Below are 19,700 nucleotides of genomic sequence, written 5' to 3'. Positions count from 1 at the left end.
CACCCGGAATGTACCGGCCTGACCGCCGGTAGCGCAGAAAGTCGGGCAACCCGGATGAGTCAGGAGACGGCGGACACCACTCCGGCAAGGCGATCGGCAGCGGCCTGGGCGGTGGCGTGGGCCGGGGCTTCCACCATCACCCGGACGAGTTGCTCGGTTCCGGAGGGCCGGAGCAGGACGCGGCCCTGTTCACCGAGTTCGGCTTCGACCTCGCCCACGGCGTCGCGGACCTCGGTGGAGCCGGCCACGGCGGCCTTGTCCGCGACCGGGACGTTGACCAGGACCTGGGGCAGGCGGTTCATCACCGCGGACAGTTCGGCGAGCGGTTTGCCGGTGGCGGCCATCCGGGCCATCAGGCGCAGGGCGGTCAGCAGGCCATCGCCGGTGGTGGCGTGGGCCGGGAGGACCACGTGGCCGGACTGCTCGCCACCGAGGGCCAGGCCGGAGGCACGCAGCTCCTCCAGCACGTAGCGGTCACCGACGGCGGTGGTCACGACGGTGATGCCGTGGGCCTTCATCGCCAGGTGCAGGCCGAGATTGCTCATCACGGTGGCGACCAGAGTGTCCTTGACCAGCTCGCCTTCCTCGGCGAGGGCGAGGGCGAGCACGGCCATGATCTGGTCGCCGTCCACCAGTTCGCCGGCCGCGTCGACCGCGACGCAGCGGTCGGCGTCGCCGTCGTGCGCGATGCCGAGGTCGGCGCCGTGCTCGACGACGGCGGCACGCAGCCGCTCGGGGTGGTTGGAGCCGCAGTGGTCGTTGATGTTGATGCCGTCCGGCTCCGCGTGCAGCGCGACGACCTCGGCGCCGGCCCGGCGGTAGGCCTCGGGCGCGGCCACCGCGGACGCGCCGTTCGCGCAGTCCACCACGACCTTGAGCCCGGCCAGCGGGTGCGGCGTGGCCTGCACGAGGTGTTCGACGTACTGGTCGGCGGCGTCGGTGATCTCGGTGACCCGGCCGACCCCGTCGCCGGTGGGGCGGGTGAGGGCCGAGGGGTCGAGACCGGCTTCGATCTCGTCCTCGATGCTGTCGGGCAGCTTGTGCCCGCCCGCGGCGAAGAGCTTGATGCCGTTGTCCGGCATGGGGTTGTGCGAGGCGGAGATCATCACGCCGAGGTCCGCGTCGAGCGCGCCGACCAGATATGCGACGGCGGGGGTCGGCAGCACGCCGAGCCGCAGCACGTCCGCACCCGCCGAGGCGAGGCCCGCCACCACGGCGGCCTCCAGCATCTCGCCGCTGGCCCGCGGATCCCGGCCGACCACCGCGACCGGCCGGTGCGAACGGTCGTGCGCGGCGAGCACGCGGGCGGCACTCGCGGCGACCGCGAGCGCCAGCTCCGGGGTCAGCTCGGCGTTGGCCAGTCCGCGTACCCCGTCGGTGCCGAACAGTCGAGCCATCTCGACCTCCTTGTCAAAGCCGTCGAACAATGCTGCCACGGCGACCCCGACAACCTAGCGGCGAACCATGGTCGAGGATCCCCTCCCCCACCCCGAAAACGCAACCGGCGGCACACGAGGAAAACCTACGTGCGCCGCCGGGGGTCCAGGGGGCTTGCCCCTGGCGGGGGCTTGGGGGTTCGACCCCCAAAGGCTACTGCGGAGTGAGCCCAGGCGAAGCGCCCTCAGACGCCGGCATGGCTCGACCCGCGACAGCAGCGGAAATCAGCGCTTGCTGTACTGCGGAGCCTTGCGGGCCTTCTTGAGGCCGTACTTCTTGCGCTCGGTGGCCCGCGCGTCGCGGGTCAGGAAGCCGGCCTTCTTCAGCGCCGGACGGTCCTCGCTGTCGACCTCGACCAGCGCACGGGCGATGGCCAGGCGCAGCGCACCGGCCTGGCCGGAGATGCCGCCGCCGTGCAGGTTGGCGAAGATGTCGAAGGAGTCCGGCTTCTCGACCGTGACCAGCGGCTCGCGGATGAGCTGCTGGTGCACCTTGTTCGGGAAGTACTCCTCGAGGGTGCGGCCGTTGAGCTTGAACTCACCGGTGCCCGGCACGACGCGAACGCGCACCACGGCCTCCTTGCGGCGGCCGACGGTCTGGGCGTTGCCCCCGGCGGCCCGCGACGGACGTGCGGCGGCGGGGGTCTCGCTGGTCGCCACGGCCTCGCCCTCGGGGGTCTCCGTGGAGGCGACGACCTCGGTCTCGGTGCTGGTCACAGACTGTTCCTCGCTCACTTCGCGACCTGCGCGATCTTGGTGATCTCGCGCGCCTGCGGCTGCTGCGCGGCGTGCGGGTGCTGCGGGCCGGCGTACACCTTCAGCTTCTTGCCCATGGCGCGGCCGAGCTTGGTCTTGGGCAGCATGCCCTTCACGACCTTCTCGACGAGGCGCTCGGGCTTGGTGTCGAGCAGCTCGCCGAAGGAGCGCTTCCGCAGGCCACCGGGGTAGCCGCTGTGCCGGTAGGCGAACTTCTGCTCGCGCTTGTTACCGGTGAGCGCCACCTTGTCGGCGTTGACGATGACGACGAAGTCGCCGGTGTCCACGTGCGGGGCGTAGGTCGGCTTGTGCTTGCCGCGCAGCAGCGTGGCGACCTCGGTCGCGAGCCGTCCGAGCACGACATCCTCGGCGTCGATCACGTGCCAGGCACGAGTGACGTCGCCGGGCTTGGGGCTGTACGTGGGCAAGGGTCTACCTCGTCGTCAACATTGCGTGTGGGTTCTGTGCGGGCCGAGCGCTGACGCGCCGCAACGCACAACGACGTATGACGATACCCCTGGGGTACCGAAGCGGTGCGACGGGGGTCGCAACCCGGTCCGTCGCGCGGTGCCGGACTTTACCGTTCCGGGTCGCCGGAAGCCGCCGGAAACGCTGCGTCGCTGCTCCGGACACCTCAGTCGGCCGCGCAGCGCGCCCGGCCGAGGACCTGGGGACAGGGGTGAGCGGTCGAGCGAGGACGCCCCGGACGATCTGTGCCACGGTTGCGACGCTGGCGCTCGCCACGGCGTGCGGGCAGGCCCGTGCCGGCACCGCGCTCGCGGACGGCGACCAAGCCGCGGCGTACGTCGACGCGCACCGGCAGCCCCGAGAGCCGCGTAGCGCACAACCGGTCGCAGCGGGACCCGAACGAGATCATCGACACCCTCACTCCGGCCGAAGGCACAGGCGAGTACGTCTTCCTCGGGGCGACGTACAAGTCGCTGGCGCCGACGTCGTGGGTGTCGATGCCGAAGCCCGAAGCGGGCCTCACACAGCCGTGCGCGTGGACCTGCGGCCGGACTCCGCAACCATCCAATGTGGACAATGCGACACCGGGCGGCGGGTTCGGCGCGTTCGCCGGGGACACCTTGGCACAGAATCCCTTACAGGACGGTGTTTCCCGGGTACTCGAAGAGAGTTGCGGAGACCCGGGTGTCCAGAATGTCGAATGCCCGGCCGGAGAAGCCGCCGAAAACGGGACCACCGTGCAGATCGGCGGGCAACCGAAGAAGGTGACCGCAGGAGTCCTCAACGACAAGCCGGAATACGCGTCGGCGCGCCACGCCGAGAACCCTTGCGCAGCAACAAAAGGGCTGCGCACGAAAACGGCGGGCCCGCACCCGGAGGTGCGCGGCCCGCCGTGGTTTCGCCGGAACCCGGATCAGAACAGGTTCTGCACGTTCCGGTCCGTGGCCTGGTAACCGTCGGCGATCTGCGGCAGCACGGCGGCGATCTGCGCGAGCAGCTGCTTGAGGTCCTCGAACTTGCTGTCCCACTGACCCTGCGCGACCATGTACTGGTCCTTCGCCTCACCGGTCCAGTCCTGGACCAGCGGGTCGAGGTCCTTCTTCAGGTTCTCGAACAGGGTGGCCAGCTGGTTGGTGGTGGCGGTGCAGTCCTCCGACGCGCGGTGGATGGTCGCCGGATCAACGACAATGCGGCCGTCAGGCATGGTGAACTCCCATCAAAGAAAGAAAGCTGGTGAAAGAAAAAAGAAACGAGCAGCTCAGCCGAGGACGCCGAAGCCCTTGTTCATGGACTCCATGATTTCCTGCTGCTGCTGCTCCGAACGCTGGTAGGTGGAACCGGCTTCCTTGAGCAGTTCACCAATGTGCTGCAGGGCGGAGTTGAGGCCCTTGCCCGTTTCGTTGAAGCGCACCATCACGTTGGTGAACGCGGCCTGGGCCTCGCCCTGCCAGCCCGCGCGAGTGGCCTCGATCTCACCCTCGAGCTTGGACAGCTGCTGGTCCATCTGCGCACGAACGTCAACGACGCGACCTTCGGCCGCGGTGAACTGTTCAGGAGTCCCGGTAAAGCCGCCAGCCATGGGAGCTACCCCCTTCGTTAGTGGTTGTGCGTACCGCCTCTGTGTTCCGGTACGCACCTACGACGAAGACAGTGCCAGTTCGGTTCACACTTGTCGCGATTTCCCGGGAAGTAGTTGCTTGCGTGAACGCCGATCGGGGGAACCGATCCCCGAACGGATCATCGACCCGGCAAGGGCCGGCCGAAAAGATGGTTGCCCACCAGCGTGATTAGCACTCGCACAGCGGCACCGAAGCTCACGCCTCACGCATGATTCGCACCTGCGAAAAGTCCTCGTCTTCACCCGGCCGTGGCGAATCGGCGGGAACCGGCGCGGATTCGGCGGGCACGACCGGGAGCGGCAGCCCGCACGCGCGGCGGAACCGTCGCGCGGCACCACGCAAGGCCGGTGGCGTCGCGGCCCCGGCCGACGGCCGTCGCCTGCCGAATTCCTTGCGCAGTTCCCGGTTCTCGTCGCGGTGGCGCTCGGTGCGGGCGAGGGCGGTGCCCGCGACCCGGCGGGAGAACGTGACCGCGTCCTGTCCCGCGCGGGTGAACGCCGCCGCGGCGGACTCCGGTTCCGAGGACACAAGCGGCTCCTTCAGTCAGTTGCCGATCTTCAGCGTCCGCACAATCTGCGTACAGGCCGCATCGACGCGCTGCCGCAACGCCGGATCCCGGTACTGGCAACCGACGTGCACCCCGAGCCGGCCCTGCACCACGACGTACCAGTCGACCTCGGCGCCGTCTTCCTTGCTCTGGTGGTAACCGAGCACGGTCCGGCCACCATAGGCCACGTCCGGCCGGAATGCGCTGTATCCGGCACGCTGATTCACCGTGGAACGCAGATCCTGCTGGAACCGCTGCGGATTCGCGGTGGCGTCGTAATCGAGTACGTGTTCCTCCGCGGCCACCAGATCATCGCCCGTGGGGACGTCCTGCGGGCGCAGGATCACCTGCCGGTCGGCGACCACGTCACTGGTCTGAATCCAGTCCGCCGGTGCTTCGAGACTGAAGTCGTATTGCCGGAACGTCCGTCCGGCCGCAGCCGAATCCCCCGAGCTGCTGAAGATCGCTACTCCCACCGCGACAAGAGCGGCGACCACCACGGCAGTGCCGATCAGCACCAGCGGCCGACGCCGGTTCTTCGCACCGCTGCCCGGATTCACCGCAGGCGGGATGGGCACCGGAGCGCCGGGGGTGCCCGGACGGTACGCGGCCGGGCCGGCGCCGAAAGCGCGACCGTACTGGCCCGCCGGAGCCGCGCGACCGGGAAAGGAACCGGGCGGTGGTAAGGGAAAACCCCGTCCCGGCGACGGCGCAGGCGGCCCGCCACGGTGAGCGCGGACGTCCGGTTGTCCGGTCGGGCGAACCACCTCGGTCCGCTGCTGCTCCGGATGCGGCCCCGCGATCGAGGTACCGGGCAGCGCGCCGGTGCGGTCCGGATCGATCTGCACCGCACGCAGCGCGCCACGGGCGACGACCGTCTCCGGCTGGTCGAGACTGGTCGGCACGACACCGGTGCGTTCGTGTGCCAGCCGCGAGATCATCGGGATCCGGCTCGACCCGCCGACCAGGAAGATCGCGGCGAGCTGCTGGGGCCGCAGCCCCGCGTCCGCGATGGCCGCGCTGGTCAGCTCGACCACCCGGCCGAGCGGGGTGGCGATCAGCCGCTCCAGATCCTCCCGGGTGACATGCGCGTCCGGAAACGGCGGCGGCAGCGGTACGTCGGTGTAGGCGTGCCGGGACAGCGTTTCCTTGGCACCACGCACATCCTGGCGCAGCACCCGGCGACGACGCCGGTCGGCCAGCTCCCGGCCCGCCACCAGTTGTTGCCAGGCCTGCGGATCCGCCTCCGACACCAGTGATCCGACGTGGTCGAGCAACGTCTGGTCGATGTCCGCGCCACCGAACCCGGGGTCCCCGCGAGTGGCGAGCACCTGGAATCCCCCGCGCCGCGGCGGCCCGCCCGCGGCTCGCGCGGCTTCCGGCGAGCGGCGGACCACGCTGACGTCGACGGTGCCGCCGCCGAGGTCGAGCACCGCGAGCACGTCACCCGGGGTGCCGGAGTACTCGACCGTGCGCCCGTCCGGCCGGGAACTCGGCGCGAACGTGGCCGCGTGGTAGACCGCCGCGGCGACCGGCTCCGGCACCAGGGCGACTTCCCTGGCCAGCCGCCCCGCGGCCTGGCGGAGCAGCCGGGTGCGAATGGCGCCCCAATCGGCCGGATGCGTGAGCACGAGGAGATCGACCTCGGCCTGCCCGGCAATGCGCCGGGCCTCCGCGACGCCACGGGCCAGCACCGCGTGCACGACGTCGGTCACCTGCAGCACGGAATCGCCGAGCAGCAGTTCGCCTTCGTCGATCCGCCGCTTCGGATTCGGCTCATAGCGCGACGGATCGACGGCGGCCTGCCGTTCGGCCTCCTGGCCGACGAACAGCGTGCCGTCGGCCGCCGCGTACACCGCCGAAGACATGAGCGGCTGGCCGTCGATGACCACCACCTGCGGGTCGCGCCCGTGGACCGACGCGACAACGCAGGTGCTTGAGGTCCCGAAGTCCACCGCGACCCGCACGCTCACCCGGCACCTCGGTCACCGGCCGCCGGCACGCGCTCGTCGCTGTGGTTCAGTCGGGCTGGATCCATGAGACCTGTACGAGTTGGCGGCCGCCCTTGCGGCTGAGCATGGTGCCCCGGCCGGGCGGCATCGGGCCGGCTTTGATGGTGCCGATGAGGGCGCCCTCGTCCTTGGAACCGTTCATGACCATACCGGGTGCGGCGAGTTCCTTGAGCTTGCCGATGATCGGGTCGTAGGCGGCGCGGGAGGCGCCACCGGTGCGGCGGACCACGATCAGGTGCAGGCCGACGTCCTTGGCCTGGGCGAGGAACTCCGACAGCGGCTTGAGCGGGTTGCTGGTCTGGGTGGCGACCAGGTCGTAGTCGTCGACCAGGATGAACAGCTCGGGGCCGGTCCACCAGGAACGGTTCTTCAGCTGTTCCTGGGTGACGTCGGGGCCGGGCAGGCGCCGGGTCATCGACCCGTGCACGTCCTTGACCATGCTGTCCAGCTGCGCCGACGACACGGCGTAGCCGAGCAGCGAGTCCCCGGACAGGAAGCCGAGCATGGTGCGCCGGTAGTCGACGAGCAGGATCACCCCTTCCTGCGCGGTGTAGCGCTCGGCGATCCCGCGGGCGATCTGGCGCAGCAGGTTCGTCTTGCCCGACTCGCCGTCGGCGAAGGCGAAGAAGTGCGGCTCGGCGTCGAAGTCGAGATACACCGGCGAGAGGTCTTCCTCGCTGACCCCGAACGGCACGAGCTTGCTGTCCCGGCGCTTGTCCTGTGCCAGCACGTCGTCGTAGGTGATCAGCTCCGGCAGCAGCCGGACCTGCGGCGCGACCCGGCCCCGCCAGGCGCCCCGGATCTTCGCCACCGCGTCCGCGACCCCGGCCGCCAGCGTGTCCGGATCGCTGGACCCGTCGATCCGCGGCAGCCCGGTCAGCAGGTGCAGCTTGTCCCGGGTGAGCCCGCGCCCCGGCCGGCCGGTGGGCACGTTGCCCGCGGTCCGCCGGTCCATCTCCGACTCGGTCGGATCACCCAGCCGCAGCTCGAACCGGGTCCCGATCATGTCCTTGATCGCCGGGCGCAGATCCGCCCACCGGTTCGCGGAGATGACCACGTGCACCCCGTAGGCCAGGCCCTGGGTGGCCAGCCGGGTGATCGTCTGCTCCAGCTCGTCGAAGTCGTCCCGCAGTGCCCGCCAGTTGTCCACGACCAGGAACGCGTCGCCGAACGGGTCCTGCTCGGCGGTGATCTCGCCCCGGCGCTTGCGGTTGCGGAAGTCGGTCATCGAGTCCACGCCCAGCGCGCCGAACCGGCCTTCCCGCTCGGTCATCAGCGTGGTCAGCTCCGCCACGATCCGGCGGGCCTTGTCCGGCTCCCGGCGCGCGACCGCGACCCCGCCCACGTGCGGCAGGTCCGCCAGCCCGGCCAGCGTGCCGCCACCGAGGTCCAGGCAGTAGAACTGGATCTCCTCCGGGGTGTGGGTCAGCGCCATCGACATGATCAGCGTCCGCAGCATCGTGGACTTGCCCGACTGCGGGCCACCCGCCACGATCCCGTGCCCCGCGGCGCCGGAGAAGTCGCCCCACAGCATGTCCCGGCGCTGCTCGAACGGCCGGTCCACGACCCCCAGTGGCACCTGCAGCCTGCCGTTGCCGAAGAAGCCCACCGGCGAGAGCCCGCGGTCCTCGGTCGGGTTCAGGTTCGGCAGCATGGTGTCCAGCGAGCTGGGCTCGTCCAGCGGGGGCAGCCACACCTCGTGCGCGGGCGGGCCCTGGCCGATGAACCGCTCGACCATCACGTCCAGTTCGGAAGGCTCGTTCGAGTCCTCCACCTCCGGTTTCGGGGCCTCCTGCGCCACCGGCTCCGGTTCGGGTTCCGGCTCGGGCGGCAGCTCCACGAAGTCCGGTACGAACAGCTGCGGGCGCTTGTCCGCCCGCACCACCGTCGCGGCCGGCCCGGCCGCCTTGATCCCGGCCGGGCGGTACGGGCCCGACACGTACGAGGCCTTGAACCGCACCATCGTCAAGGTGTCGAACTTCAGGTAGCCCGAACCCGGGATCGAGGGCAGCTCGAACGCGTCCGGCACCCCGATCGCCGCCCGCGATTCCGCCGCGGAGAACGTCTTCAGGCCGATCCGGTAGGACAGATAGGTGTCCAGCCCGCGCAGCTTGCCCTCTTCCAGCCGCTGCGAAGCGAGCAGCATGTGCATCTGCAGCGACCGGCCCACCCGGCCGATCTGCAGGAAGATGTCGATGAAGTCCGGCTTCGCGGTCAGCATCTCGGAGAACTCGTCGATACAGATGAACAACGCCGGCAGCGGATCCAGATCGGCCCCGTTCTCCCGGGCCTTCTCGTAATCCCAGACGTTCTTGTAGTTCCCCTTCGCCAGCACCTCCTGGCGCCGGTTCACCTCACCCGCGATCGCGTCCTTCATCCGGTCCACCAGGGTCAGGTCCCCGGCGAGGTTCGTGATCGTCGCGGCCACGTGCGGGGCCTTGTCCAGACCGAGGAAGGTGGCGCCACCCTTGAAGTCCACCAGGATCATGTTCAGGCTGGTCGAGGAGTGCGTGGCCAGCAGCCCGAGCACCAGCGTGCGCAGGAACTCCGACTTACCCGAACCGGTCGCCCCGATGCACAGGCCGTGCGGGCCCATGCCCTCCATCGCGGCTTCCTTGATGTCGAGCTCCACCGCCTGCCCGTACTCGCCCACCCCGAACGGCACCCGGTAGCGGTCACGCACCGGCCGCGGCCGCCAGGCCTGCTGCACGTCGAAGGTCATCGGGTCGCCGGGGATGCCCAGCAGCTCCAGCAGCGTCGGGTTCGACAGCAACGGCTCGTCGTCCGAGGCCTCCGCGCCCTCGCCGCCACCGACGCGGTACGGCGCGATCAGCCGGGACAGCGACTCCGCCTCCACCATCGACAACCGGTCCGGACGGCCGAACCACTCCACCCCGCCCGCACTGCGCGCGCCCAGCCGTTCCTGCTCCACGACCAGCCGCAGGCCACGCCGGGCCGCCAGGTTGCCCAGTGAATCCGACAGGTCGATCAGCGTGACCCCGACCAGACCCTCCTCCAGGATGATCTGCTCCTCACGCGTCACCTCACCGTCGTCGATGATGATCACCACGTGCGGCTGATCCGGCGGCGGCGTCGCATTCCGCGAGAACCGCTGCCGTTCCCGCAATTCCTCATCCAGCCACACTTCGAGCTGCGCCAGCGAACCGGCCATCATCCGCAGCTGCCCGATCCCGTCCGAGAGCGCTGGATGCTGCACGTGCGGGAGCCACTTCGCCCACTCCCACTCCTCTTTCGCCCGGCCGCTGGTGGCCACCGCGATCATCACGTCGTCCGGCGAATGGAAAGTCACCAGCTGGGCCACCATCGCCCGCGCCAGCTGCCGGGTCAGTGCCCGCTCGCCCTGCATGCTCACCGCCGCGAAACCGCGCAAGGTGATCTGGGTCGGCAGATCCGGCACGATCGAATGCGCCCGCACGAACCGCCGCAGCGCCAGCGTCGCGATCGGCTCCAGCTCGTCGACCGGGCCGGTCTGCGGCGGCACCAGCCGGGTCGCCAGCCGGTGCGAGCTGCGCCCGACCCGCAGGTGCAGGAAGTCCTGGTCGTTCTGCCGCCGCTCCCACATCCGCCGGCTCGCGGCCAGCGACCACAGCGACTGCGGATCCGGGTGCACCCACTCCAGCGCCGCCCGCTGGTCGACCATCGCCTCCCGGGCGCGGTCGCGCATCTGGCCGAGGTACCGCAGATAGTCCTTGCGGTCCTCGTCCATCTCGGCCTTCTTGGCCCCGCCGCTCTTGCCGCCCCCGCCGGCGAGCATGCCGACGGTGCCCATCAGCATCATGCCGCTCATCATGATCGTGGTCGGCTGCCCGCCACCGGCGGTGAACATGTAGACCATCATCCCGAGCGAAGCGAAGATCATCACGCCCGGAATCGCCTTGGCGACGATGTTGCCCGGGATCGTGCGGGGTACCTCGGGGGGCGGTTCGAGATGCACCTCGCCACCCGGCGGGCGTGGCGCGGCCAGCCGCGGTGACTTCTTGAACTGCAGCGTGCTCATCGAAGGACCCCTCTACTCCTGCTCGACGCCTGCACCCGGGTGCGCGGGACAACCTACCGAACGCCGCCCCGGAAATCCGGCCAACACCGGGATCGGCGTCGCCGGCCGCCCGCCGCCCGGTCCAGGCAGCCCGAGTGTAGGGACCTGCGCCGACCGCGAGCGCCGCCCCCGGCCCGCCCTGGGGCCTGGCCGGGTATTTCGCCGACGATTTATCGGCAGCGGCTGAAACCGGGCGGCAGGTTCGGTATAAGTTCCCCCGGAGTGACTCATCAGAGCGGGGGCATCTAGTGGCAACGGGCACGACGGTTTTCAGCAGGGTCACGGTGGTGGCACCGACGACACGCATCGACGTCGCGTTGCCCGCCGACGTCGGGGTCGCCGACCTGCTGCCGATGCTCCTGAAGATGGCCAAGGAGGTCACCCCCGACGGCGGAGCGCGCCACGGCGGGTGGGCGCTGGCCAAGCTCGGCGACGCCCCGCTCGACCCGAGCCGCACGCTGGCCTCGCTCGGCGTCGTCGACGGCGAACTGCTGCAGCTGCGCAAGCGCAACGAGAACCCGCCGCCACCGCTGTTCGACGATGTCGTGGACGCGATCGCGGAGGCCGAGCCGGACACCTTCCGGCCGTGGACCAAGGAAACCGCCCAGCGGTTCGGGCACGCCGCGGGCGGGCTCGCGCTGGTGCTGTCCGCGGTCGCGCTGTTCTTCAGTGGCTCGCTTTACGGCGGGTCCTCGATCGGCGCGGCCATCGCCGGCGGCCTCGGCGCGATCGCCTGCGTCGCGGTCGGCGCGACGCTGGCCAAGGGCTACCAGGCCGAGGCGACCGGGGTGCTGATCGCTGCGGCGGGCGGGCTGCCGCTGGCCTTCGTGAGCGGCTTCTGCATCGTGCCGGGGTTGTCCGTGCGGGCGAATCTGCTGCTTGGCTCGGTGCTGGTACTGATCGTCGCCGCGGTCTGCATCCTGGTCATCGGCGCGGGCATCCGGGTGTTCATCGCCGCGGCCACGGCGGGCGCCTTCGCCGCGCTCGCCGCGCTGGTGGCCACGCTGGTCACCACGGCCTCCGCGCCGGAGGTCGCCGCCGGGGTCGTCGCCGTGGCGCTGGCCTGCATCTCGCTGCTGCCACGCACCACGATCTGGCTGGCCAAGCTGCCGCTGCCGCACGTGCCGAGCACCGCGGAGGAGCTCAAGGAGGACTCCGGCTTCCCCGACTACGCGGCGATCGAACAGCGCACCGCGATCGCGCACGACTACATGACCGGCCTGATGATCGGCTGCGGTGCCAGCGCCGCGCTCGCCTCGATCATCGCGGCCAGTGGGCCGAACATCTTCGGCCCGATTCTCGGCATCGTCGCCACGCTCGTGCTGCTGCTGCGCGCCCGTGCCTACGCCAATGGCGCGCAGGCGATCGCGCTGCTCACCACGGGCATGATCGCCGCCGCGGGGATCCTGATCGGCGGGCTCTTCTCGGCCACGCCCGAACATCGGCTGATGTACGTCTTCGGCATTCTGGTCCTGGTCGCCGCGGGTTCGCTGGTGGTCGGCGTGATCTTCCCGAACCAGCGGTTCTCCCCTCCCCTGCGGCGCACCGTGGAGATCATCGAGGCGATCTGCATCGCGGTGGTGCTGCCGCTCGCCCTCGGCGTGATGGACCTCTACATGACGCTGCGCCACCTCAACCTCAAGTGAGGGCCGCGATGGCTGCTGCCTCCCGACGTTCCGCCCCTCGCCGGCTCGGTCTCTCCGGCCGGGCCGGGGCCGCCGTCGTCGCGGCCGGCCTCGGAGTGCTGTCCCCGTTCGCTGCCACGCCGGCGGCCGCGCAAAGCGCCCCGGCCGGTTCCTGGGCCACCCCGCCGCCGATGAACGGCTACGACGGCCTGCCCAACGACACCAAGGCGCCGGACAAGCCCTACGAGCAGAAGACCGACTGCGTCAAGCGCAGCCTCGGCGAGAACGTCCAGATCAACTCCCGCCCGTGGGGCCAGGACTACCTGCAGCTGCTGAAGGCGCAGGAGATCGTCCGGGCCGCCAAGCACAGCGTCGGCGGGAACCAGCGGGTCGCGGTGGTGGACACCGGCGTGACCCGGCACCCGTGGTTCCAGGGCCGGGTGGAAGCGGGTGGCGACTACGTGCTCCCGACCCCCGCCGGGCAGGCCGGGCTGCAGGACTGCGACGGGCACGGCACCGAGGTGGCGGGCATCATCGCGGGTGATCCGAAGGACCCGAAGGTGGGCTTCATCGGAGTCGCGCCGGACGCGCGGATCGTCTCCTACCGGCAGCTGAGCGAGAACTACGGGCCGAAGGACAAGAACAGCTCCCCGAACGGCGGCGGCAGTCCCGGCGGCACCGGGCCACAGCAGGGCGGCAACAACGGCGACAGCAGGCAGATCGAGAAGGGCGACACCGCGGGCACGCTGGGCTCGCTCGCGCAGATCATCCGCGGCATCGCCGACCGCGGCGACATCGGCGTGATCAACATGTCGCTGGACCACTGCCGCCCCGCCCCGCCCGCGGACATCCAGCCGAGCGAACGCCAGGTACAGGCCGCGGTCAAATACGCGACGGACAAGGGCGTGGTGATCGTCGCCGCCGCGGGCAACGTGTCCGACAGCTGCCCGCAGAACGACCAATCCGATCCGAACAAGCCGAAGTCCATCGTGACGCCGCCGTGGTTCTCCGACGACGTGCTCTCCGTCGGCGCGATCGACAAGGACGGCAGCGTCGCGAGCTTCAGCGTGCACGGCCCGTGGATCGGCGTCGCCGCGCCGGGGACCGAGATCGTTTCGCTGGACCCGGCCGAGAACTCGACCGGCCTGGCGAACCGCGTGATCACCAGAGGCACCCAGGCCAGCCCGATCCAGGGCACCAGTTTCGCCGCGCCGTACGTGGCAGGCGTCGCCACGCTCGTCCGGCAGATGTACCCGGATCTCGACGCCCGCCAGGTGATCAAGCGGATCAAGACGACCGCGCAGCACCCGGCCGCACCGGGTGGCCACGACGACTACGTGGGCTACGGCGTGATCGATCCGGTCGCCGCGCTCACCGCGAACCTGCCCAACGACGTCGGCAACCTCGCCACGCCGAACCCGGTGGTGCAGGCCGCCCAGCTGCCACCGGCGGACGGCATCAGCTCCACCCCGATGATCGTCGCGCTCGCCGGTACCGGCGGCGGGCTGGCCGCACTGCTGATCACGCTGTTCGTGATGCACACGATCCGGCGCAACCGGGGACGATCCACGCCGCCACGCTGACCGAGCGTCCGTCCACTGTGGACGGGCGTCCGGTCAGCCACGGCGCTTTCGCTTGGCGGCCTTTTCCGCGTCAGTGGGCTCGCCGAGGACCGGGGGCGTGACCGGATCCGGCTCACCGAAGATCTCCCCTGGTTTGGCCGGGAACCGTTCCCGGCCCTTGCGCGGGCGCTCGCGGCCACCGGCATCTCCGCCGAAACCACCGAAACCCATCATCGGCACGCCGTTGCCCTGGTTCTGCGGCGAAGCCGGTGCGACGGCCGGCAGCGGTTCGACCGGCGCCACCCCCGCCTGGCCCGGTTCGGCGGCGGTCTCCTTGCCGTGCTCCAGCGCGGACGGGTGCACCGAATCGTCGCCCGTCACCTCGTCCACTGTGGACGCAGGTGCGGAATCGCCTTGCGCGGAAAGAACTTCCGTCCCAACCCCTTCGGCCGTGAGCCGGAACTGCCCCGCCGGGTAATGGCGGCGCAGCTCGATGCCCGGCTGTCCGGACGGCGCGTCCATCCCCTCGCACAGCCTGACGAACTGCTGCAGTACGTCCTGGGCAGAGGCGTGCAGCACCTCCAGCGATTGCCCGGTCTCGCGCAGCTGCGCACGGGCGCGGGTGCTCCCGCCGACTGGCAGCAGCGCCGACTCGGACAGCACGTCCGCCGCGTCCACGAGAATCTCCTCGGCCGCGTCGACGATGCGGCGGACCGAGCCGGACAGCTCTTCCAGCGCACCGGCGAGCACTTCGAGCGCGTCCTCGGCACCTTCGCTCGCCGACCGGATCTCGCCGAGGTAAGCGACGAACGCGTCCGCGTCCGGACCCGTCCACACTGCGTCGAGTTTGCCGAGATCCTCGGCGAGATCAGCCGAAACCCGGGCAGCCGTGCCCGCCGCGGCCCGCAGCCGTGCCGCCTCTTCGGTCAGCTCGTCCCACTTCCCGGTCAACGGCCGGTAGAAGGCCTCGACCGGATCGGTGGCACCGAGTTCCCTGGCGAGTTCGGAGACGAACGCCGCCGACGGCCCGGTCACGAGATCCGCCCCGCGCGCTCGATCCGCTCGGCCGCGTCCGCGTCGCGCTGCTCGTGGCCCGAAGTGAGCTGCTCCAACGCTTCCGTGACCGACCGCAGGGCGGCAACCCCGGCACCGAGCTGACGGCGCAGTACCCCGGACGCCACGGCGTACGACTCGCCGACGCCGAGATCGGCGCCGAGCCCGCCGTAAGTCTCGGGTCTGGTCGCGCCCTGGCCCACTTCGGCCGCAGCGGCAGCGAGTTCGTCGGCGGCTCGCGCGACTTTCGCCGCGTAGCCGCCGACAACCGCGCTGTCGATGCGTACAGCAGCCGGTCCCGGCACGCTCATGGCATCCTCCGCTCCACCAGGGTCATGTGTGGAGTGGACGGACGGACTGCCCGGTCAGTTCCCGGCTGCCTGCTGGTTTTTCGCTTGCGGGAACGACCCGGCGTTCGGGTCGATCGGCACCGTGTCGAACTGCTTGAGCACGTTCTGGGTGTTCAGCGACGCCCCGGTGGGCAACAGCCCGATGATCGACTCGGGGGCGGGCAGCCGGTGGTCGAGGCCGAGACTGTCCGCGGTCGTCACATCCGGGACGCCGTAACGGATCCCGCGGTCCGAGATCAGCTGGATCGGGCCCTTCTTGAAGGTCGCGCTCGCGTCGGTCGCCGACTGCACCACAGCGGCGCGGCCGGGCGGCATGTAGAAACCGGTGATCGGCAGCCCGCTCGGCCCGGTGCTGCTGACGTTGAGCAGCTTGGACGAGCCGTCCGCGTTGTTGTCCACCGGGAGCTTGTCGCTGACGTACACCGAGGTGTGCGCTTCGTTCTTCCCCTCGTCGTAGGACCAGCCCAGGCAGGCCACCGGCGAACCCTGGGTGGCGTCCAGCACGGTCGGCACCTGGGCCGGGAAGTCGTCCACCTTGATGTAGTTCGGGTCCGACGGCCGCAGCTGCTGGACCCCGTTGATCGAGGGCAGCGGCAGCACCGGCGTGGTGCTGGAGCTGCCGTTCACCGCGGTGCGCACAATGTCCGCGACGGCGGGCGTCACCTCCTGGATCCCGCCCTGGCTGATCAGCCAGAACTGCTCCGGGCTGCCGGTCGGCTGGGTGGCGAACACCTGGCCGATGGTCATCCCGCTGAGCCCCTGCGGTGGCGTGCCGCCCGCGTTCGCCACCGTCGGCGGGACCAGCTTGGAGACCTCGGGGATCGCGTTCAGGAAGGCTTGGGACATCTTGCGGGCCTTCTCCGGCAGGTGCAGCGCGGCGCGCACCGGATCGTTCCCGCCGGAGGGCACCTCGGCCCGCACCGTGCCCGCGTTCGGCCTGCTCTGCGTGGGCTTGAGCCGGTAGATCAGGTAGGTCTTGCCGTTGCCGGTGGTGCCGAGCAGGGCCGCGTTGTCCTTCAGCTCGGGACCCAGGTTCGGCACTCCGGCGAACACGTCGGTGTCGGTCTGGTTGGGCGCGTCCTGCTGCGGCAGGCTCGGGTCCAGCCGCACCTGGTCGCAGACCGCCCAGTTGGGTGAAATGCGCTGGTCACCGCTCGGCAACAGCTGCGGCCCGTCCGGGATACCGGTCAGCTTCTCGCGCGGGATGTTCTTCAGCTGCTCATCCGAGACGACGGTGGGTGCCTTCACCTCGACCGCCTGCTGCGGCCCGCCCTGTTGCGGCTGTCCGCTGCCCTGCTGTTGCTGCGCCTGCTGCTTCTGCGCCATCAGGATCAGCCTCGCGGAGGCGAGGTTGAAGGTGGGGATCAGCCGCTGCGGATTCCCGGTGACGACGTAGACCGTGCCGGACTGCTCACCGATCACGATGTTCTCCGAGGCGGGCACCGAGGGGGCCGGGCTGAGCAACCCCCACAGCACGAAGACGACCGCGCCGAGCACGCCGAGGATGACCCCGACCACGGTCGCCCGGGAATGGGTGCGCATCGGATCGTGCAGCATCACCGCGTCGCGCCGGACGAGCGCCGACTGCATCCGGCGCAGCACGAACTTGTAGGCCTGAACCTGAGATTTAGTCGTGGGCGTTGATGGCATTCTCGACCTACAGTCCTCCCCGTCGCGGTACGGTTCCGCAGGATAGCCGTACGGGGACCGTCTGGTGTGGGGTTTCTACCAACTCCGGCTAGGGTCAGGCATCCCGGGATCGGCTTTCCGGTACATCGCACTCACGAGGGGAACAGACGCGCGGATGTCCGTCAGCACGCCTCCACGTCCGCCTGGTCCGCAGGGACCGCCGCCGCCTCCCGGAGGTCGTCCCCCGGGTCCGCCGCAGCGGCCCGGCAGAACCGGTGGGCCGGGTGTGCCGCCGGGTGTGCCGGTGATGCCCCCTCGGGGTCCCGGTGGACCTGGTGGGCCCGGTGGACCTGGTGGACCCGGCGGGCCGAGTGGTCCGGGCGGTCCCGGACCGAACGGACCCCGGACCGGACGCCCCGGTGGGCCGAACGGACCCGGCAGGCCCGGACCCGGCGGCCCGAACGGACCCGGCGGAAGTGGCGGTGGCCCAGGCGGGCCGAGTGGTCCGGGCGGCCCCGGCGGTTCCGGTGGTGGCCCGGGTGGTCCCGGCGGCAACGGTCCCGGTGGCCCCGGCGGTCCAGGCGGTTCCCCGGACGGCGAACCCTCCCCTCAGCCCCCCGGCGTCCGGATCTCCCCGCCGCTGCGGCAGCGTTCCGGCGGGATCACGCTCGGCGCGCTGCCGGTCGCGAACCTGGTGCTGCTGGAGATCGGCGTCACGATCGGGCTCGTGCTGCTCGCCATCGACATGTCGCTCAAGTACGTCGCCATCGGGGTGGCCGCGCTCGGGCTGGTACTGGCCTTCCTGCGCTGGGGCGGCAGCTGGTTCACCCAGTGGCTCGGCCTGACCCTGCGGTACCGGTTCCGCTCGCACGGCCGGGTCGCGACTCCGCCGCCGCCCGATCTCGAAGAGCTGCCCGAGGAGAGCGCGGTCACGGGCCCGGAGGACGCCCGCGTCAACCTGCTGCGGCTGGCCGTGCCCGACCTGGTCGTCGCGCACGGAGTGGATCACGAGCGCCAGCAGGTCGGGATCGCGTGGGCCGACGGCACCTGGACCGCGGTCCTGCTGGTGGAGCCGACGCCCGCGCTGATCACCCAGGCCGGCGGCGCGCCCAGCCTGCCGCTGTCCGCGCTGGCGCCCTGCCTCGAAGACCGCGGAGTGGTGCTCGACTCCATCCAGATGATCTGGCACAGCTACCCGGGTTCGGCCGCGCTGCCGTCGGATTCGCCCGCGCTCAGCTCCTACATGGAGGTGCTCGGCCCGCTGCCCGCGGCGGCTCGGCGCACCACCTGGATCGCCGTCCGGCTCGACCCGAAACGCTGCCCGGCCGCGATCCGGGAGCGTGGCGGTGGCGTCGTCGGCGCGCACCGTGCGCTGATCGGCGCGCTTTCGCGGGTGCGCAACGCGCTCGAATCCCGTGGCGTGCCAACGCGTCCGCTCGATCCGGACGAGCTGTTGCGCGCCAGCATCTCGGCGGCGGAACTGACCTCGGTCGCGGGTTCGGCCACGGAGGTCACCCTGCAGGAGAACTGGACCGGCGTCACCGCGGCCGGGATCGGGCACTCCAGCTACGCGATCACGAACTGGCCGAAGAGCAGGATAACCGGCAGCCTCAACGCACTCACCAGCGTACGGGCCTTGTCCGCGACGGTCGCCATGTCGATTTCGCCCTCCGCCGACGAGGGCCGCATCGGCCTGCGCGGCGTGGTCCGGCTCAGCGCCCGCAACCCGCGTGAACTCGACGCCGCCGACCAGCGGCTGCAGAGCATCTCGGAGCGGCTCGGGGTCGAGCTGACCCCGTTGCGGGGCCTGCAGGTCTCCGCCTTCGCCGCGACCCTGCCGATCGGAGGTACCGCGTGAGCATGCGGTTGCGTGACGTCGTCCAGAACGCCGGGGTGTCCCCGGAGTTCTCCGTCGACCCGGCGATGCTGGACGCGATCAGCCCGTCCGGCGACCGCGGCGGGATCGTGCTCGGCTCCGGGCTCAAGGGCGAGCCGCTCACCGTGTCCGCGCTGCGCTCGGCACCCACCCGCATCGTGCTCGTCGGCGGCCTCTATCTGGCCCGCCAGGTGGCCATGCGCGCGATGGCGGTCGGCGCGTGGGTGGTCGTGGCCACCGGGCGTCCGGCGGCCTGGCAGGTACTCTCGCAGGCCGCGGGCACCCGCGATGGGCGGTCGTCCCCGCTGGTGCAGATCCGCCGGCTGTCCCCGGTCGAGCTGCCGCGGCCGTCCGAGGACGCGCCGTTGCTCGTGGTGACCGACGGCGGGCCGACCCCGCAGGACCTGTTCCCGCCCCGGTCGCCGTGGCAGACCACGGTGTACGTGCTGCCGTACCTGCACCCGCAGGCGGGCGCCACGGCCAACGCCGCGGACCTGGTACTGATGCAACGGCTTCCTGCCGGGCAGGCCGAGCTGGCCGCGCGGATCTGGCGCCTGCCCCCGCAGATGATGCGCCAGCTGACCACGCTCAAGGACGACCAGGTGGTGGCGCTCGGCCGCAATCTGTGGCGCCCGCTGCGGCTGGTCACCACACAGAAAGAGCAACAACTACTCGGACCGGTCCGCCGCGGTGACTGAAAACCGGCCGAT

Annotated in this window: 16 protein-coding genes; 5 read left to right on the top strand and 11 right to left on the bottom strand. The window is 70.8% G+C overall.

Features of this window, described 5'->3' with window-relative positions:
- Positions 1-59: 59 nt before the first annotated feature.
- The 3 genes from glmM to rplM all read right to left on the bottom strand — a co-directional run bounded on the left by glmM (position 60) and on the right by rplM (position 2,620).
- Positions 60-1,397, bottom strand: a complete 1,338-nt coding sequence (glmM, locus tag D5S19_RS29605) for a phosphoglucosamine mutase (protein ID WP_120026719.1) — start codon at positions 1,395-1,397, stop codon at positions 60-62.
- Positions 1,398-1,661: 264 nt separating this feature from the next.
- Positions 1,662-2,153, bottom strand: a complete 492-nt coding sequence (gene rpsI / locus D5S19_RS29600) for a 30S ribosomal protein S9 (protein ID WP_098511551.1) — start codon at positions 2,151-2,153, stop codon at positions 1,662-1,664.
- 14 nt (positions 2,154-2,167) lie between these two features.
- A complete protein-coding gene (gene rplM / locus D5S19_RS29595; protein ID WP_120026641.1) occupies positions 2,168-2,620 on the bottom strand; it encodes a 50S ribosomal protein L13 in 453 nt (150 codons plus the stop codon).
- A 333-nt stretch (positions 2,621-2,953) separates the two neighbouring features.
- On the opposite strand from rplM, the gene D5S19_RS29590 reads away from it, so the two are divergent.
- Positions 2,954-3,613 carry a DUF4333 domain-containing protein gene (locus D5S19_RS29590; protein ID WP_233574239.1) on the top strand — a complete coding sequence of 220 codons (660 nt, stop codon included), beginning with the start codon at positions 2,954-2,956 and terminating at the stop codon, positions 3,611-3,613.
- Here D5S19_RS29590 and D5S19_RS29585 read toward each other — a convergent pair.
- From D5S19_RS29585 to eccCa, 5 genes are all read right to left on the bottom strand, one after another.
- Positions 3,574-3,864: a WXG100 family type VII secretion target gene (locus D5S19_RS29585; RefSeq protein WP_120026640.1), complete on the bottom strand. Its 291-nt coding sequence runs from the start codon at positions 3,862-3,864 to the stop codon at positions 3,574-3,576. The genes D5S19_RS29590 and D5S19_RS29585 overlap by 40 nt on opposite strands.
- Before the next feature lie 54 nt (positions 3,865-3,918).
- Positions 3,919-4,239 carry a WXG100 family type VII secretion target gene (locus D5S19_RS29580; RefSeq protein ID WP_120026639.1) on the bottom strand — a complete coding sequence of 107 codons (321 nt, stop codon included), beginning with the start codon at positions 4,237-4,239 and terminating at the stop codon, positions 3,919-3,921.
- 235 nt (positions 4,240-4,474) lie between these two features.
- Entirely contained in the window at positions 4,475-4,807 is a 333-nt protein-coding gene (locus D5S19_RS29575; protein WP_120026638.1) for a hypothetical protein, read from the bottom strand.
- A 15-nt stretch (positions 4,808-4,822) separates the two neighbouring features.
- The gene (locus tag D5S19_RS29570) at positions 4,823-6,799 is read right to left on the bottom strand and encodes a type VII secretion-associated protein (RefSeq protein WP_120026637.1); all 1,977 of its coding nucleotides are present in this window, start codon (positions 6,797-6,799) and stop codon (positions 4,823-4,825) included.
- Positions 6,800-6,845: 46 nt separating this feature from the next.
- A complete protein-coding gene (gene eccCa / locus D5S19_RS29565; RefSeq protein WP_120026636.1) occupies positions 6,846-10,856 on the bottom strand; it encodes a type VII secretion protein EccCa in 4,011 nt (1,336 codons plus the stop codon).
- A 287-nt stretch (positions 10,857-11,143) separates the two neighbouring features.
- Here eccCa and eccD point away from each other — a divergent pair, with 287 nt between their 5' ends.
- Together eccD and mycP are read left to right on the top strand one after the other, a co-directional pair.
- Positions 11,144-12,541 carry a type VII secretion integral membrane protein EccD gene (gene eccD, locus D5S19_RS29560; RefSeq protein WP_120026635.1) on the top strand — a complete coding sequence of 466 codons (1,398 nt, stop codon included), beginning with the start codon at positions 11,144-11,146 and terminating at the stop codon, positions 12,539-12,541.
- Positions 12,542-12,549: 8 nt separating this feature from the next.
- Positions 12,550-14,103, top strand: coding sequence for a type VII secretion-associated serine protease mycosin (gene mycP, locus D5S19_RS29555; RefSeq protein WP_120026634.1), 1,554 nt, complete (start codon positions 12,550-12,552; stop codon positions 14,101-14,103).
- 33 nt (positions 14,104-14,136) lie between these two features.
- Here mycP and D5S19_RS29550 read toward each other — a convergent pair whose 3' ends face one another.
- From D5S19_RS29550 to eccB, 3 genes are read right to left on the bottom strand one after another with little or no spacing between them, the layout of a single operon-like run.
- Entirely contained in the window at positions 14,137-15,117 is a 981-nt protein-coding gene (locus D5S19_RS29550; protein ID WP_120026633.1) for a WXG100 family type VII secretion target, read from the bottom strand.
- Positions 15,114-15,446, bottom strand: a complete 333-nt coding sequence (locus tag D5S19_RS29545) for a hypothetical protein (protein WP_120026632.1) — start codon at positions 15,444-15,446, stop codon at positions 15,114-15,116. Before D5S19_RS29545 ends, D5S19_RS29550 begins: the two co-directional genes overlap by 4 nt.
- 54 nt (positions 15,447-15,500) lie before the next feature.
- Positions 15,501-17,135 carry a type VII secretion protein EccB gene (gene eccB, locus D5S19_RS29540; RefSeq protein ID WP_120026631.1) on the bottom strand — a complete coding sequence of 545 codons (1,635 nt, stop codon included), beginning with the start codon at positions 17,133-17,135 and terminating at the stop codon, positions 15,501-15,503.
- A 607-nt stretch (positions 17,136-17,742) separates the two neighbouring features.
- Here eccB and eccE point away from each other — a divergent pair.
- A complete protein-coding gene (gene eccE / locus D5S19_RS29530; RefSeq protein ID WP_120026717.1) occupies positions 17,743-18,972 on the top strand; it encodes a type VII secretion protein EccE in 1,230 nt (409 codons plus the stop codon).
- The gene (locus D5S19_RS29525; protein ID WP_120026630.1) at positions 18,969-19,688 is read left to right on the top strand and encodes a hypothetical protein; all 720 of its coding nucleotides are present in this window, start codon (positions 18,969-18,971) and stop codon (positions 19,686-19,688) included. The genes eccE and D5S19_RS29525 overlap by 4 nt, the downstream gene beginning before the upstream one ends.
- The last annotated feature ends 12 nt before the right edge of the window (positions 19,689-19,700 follow it).

This window comes from Amycolatopsis panacis, from assembly GCF_003600245.1.
In the GTDB taxonomy this organism is placed as follows: Bacteria; Actinomycetota; Actinomycetes; order Mycobacteriales; family Pseudonocardiaceae; genus Amycolatopsis; species Amycolatopsis sulphurea.
Note: the sequence above shows the minus strand (reverse complement) of the source record. Positions and strands in the feature narration are given on the sequence as shown.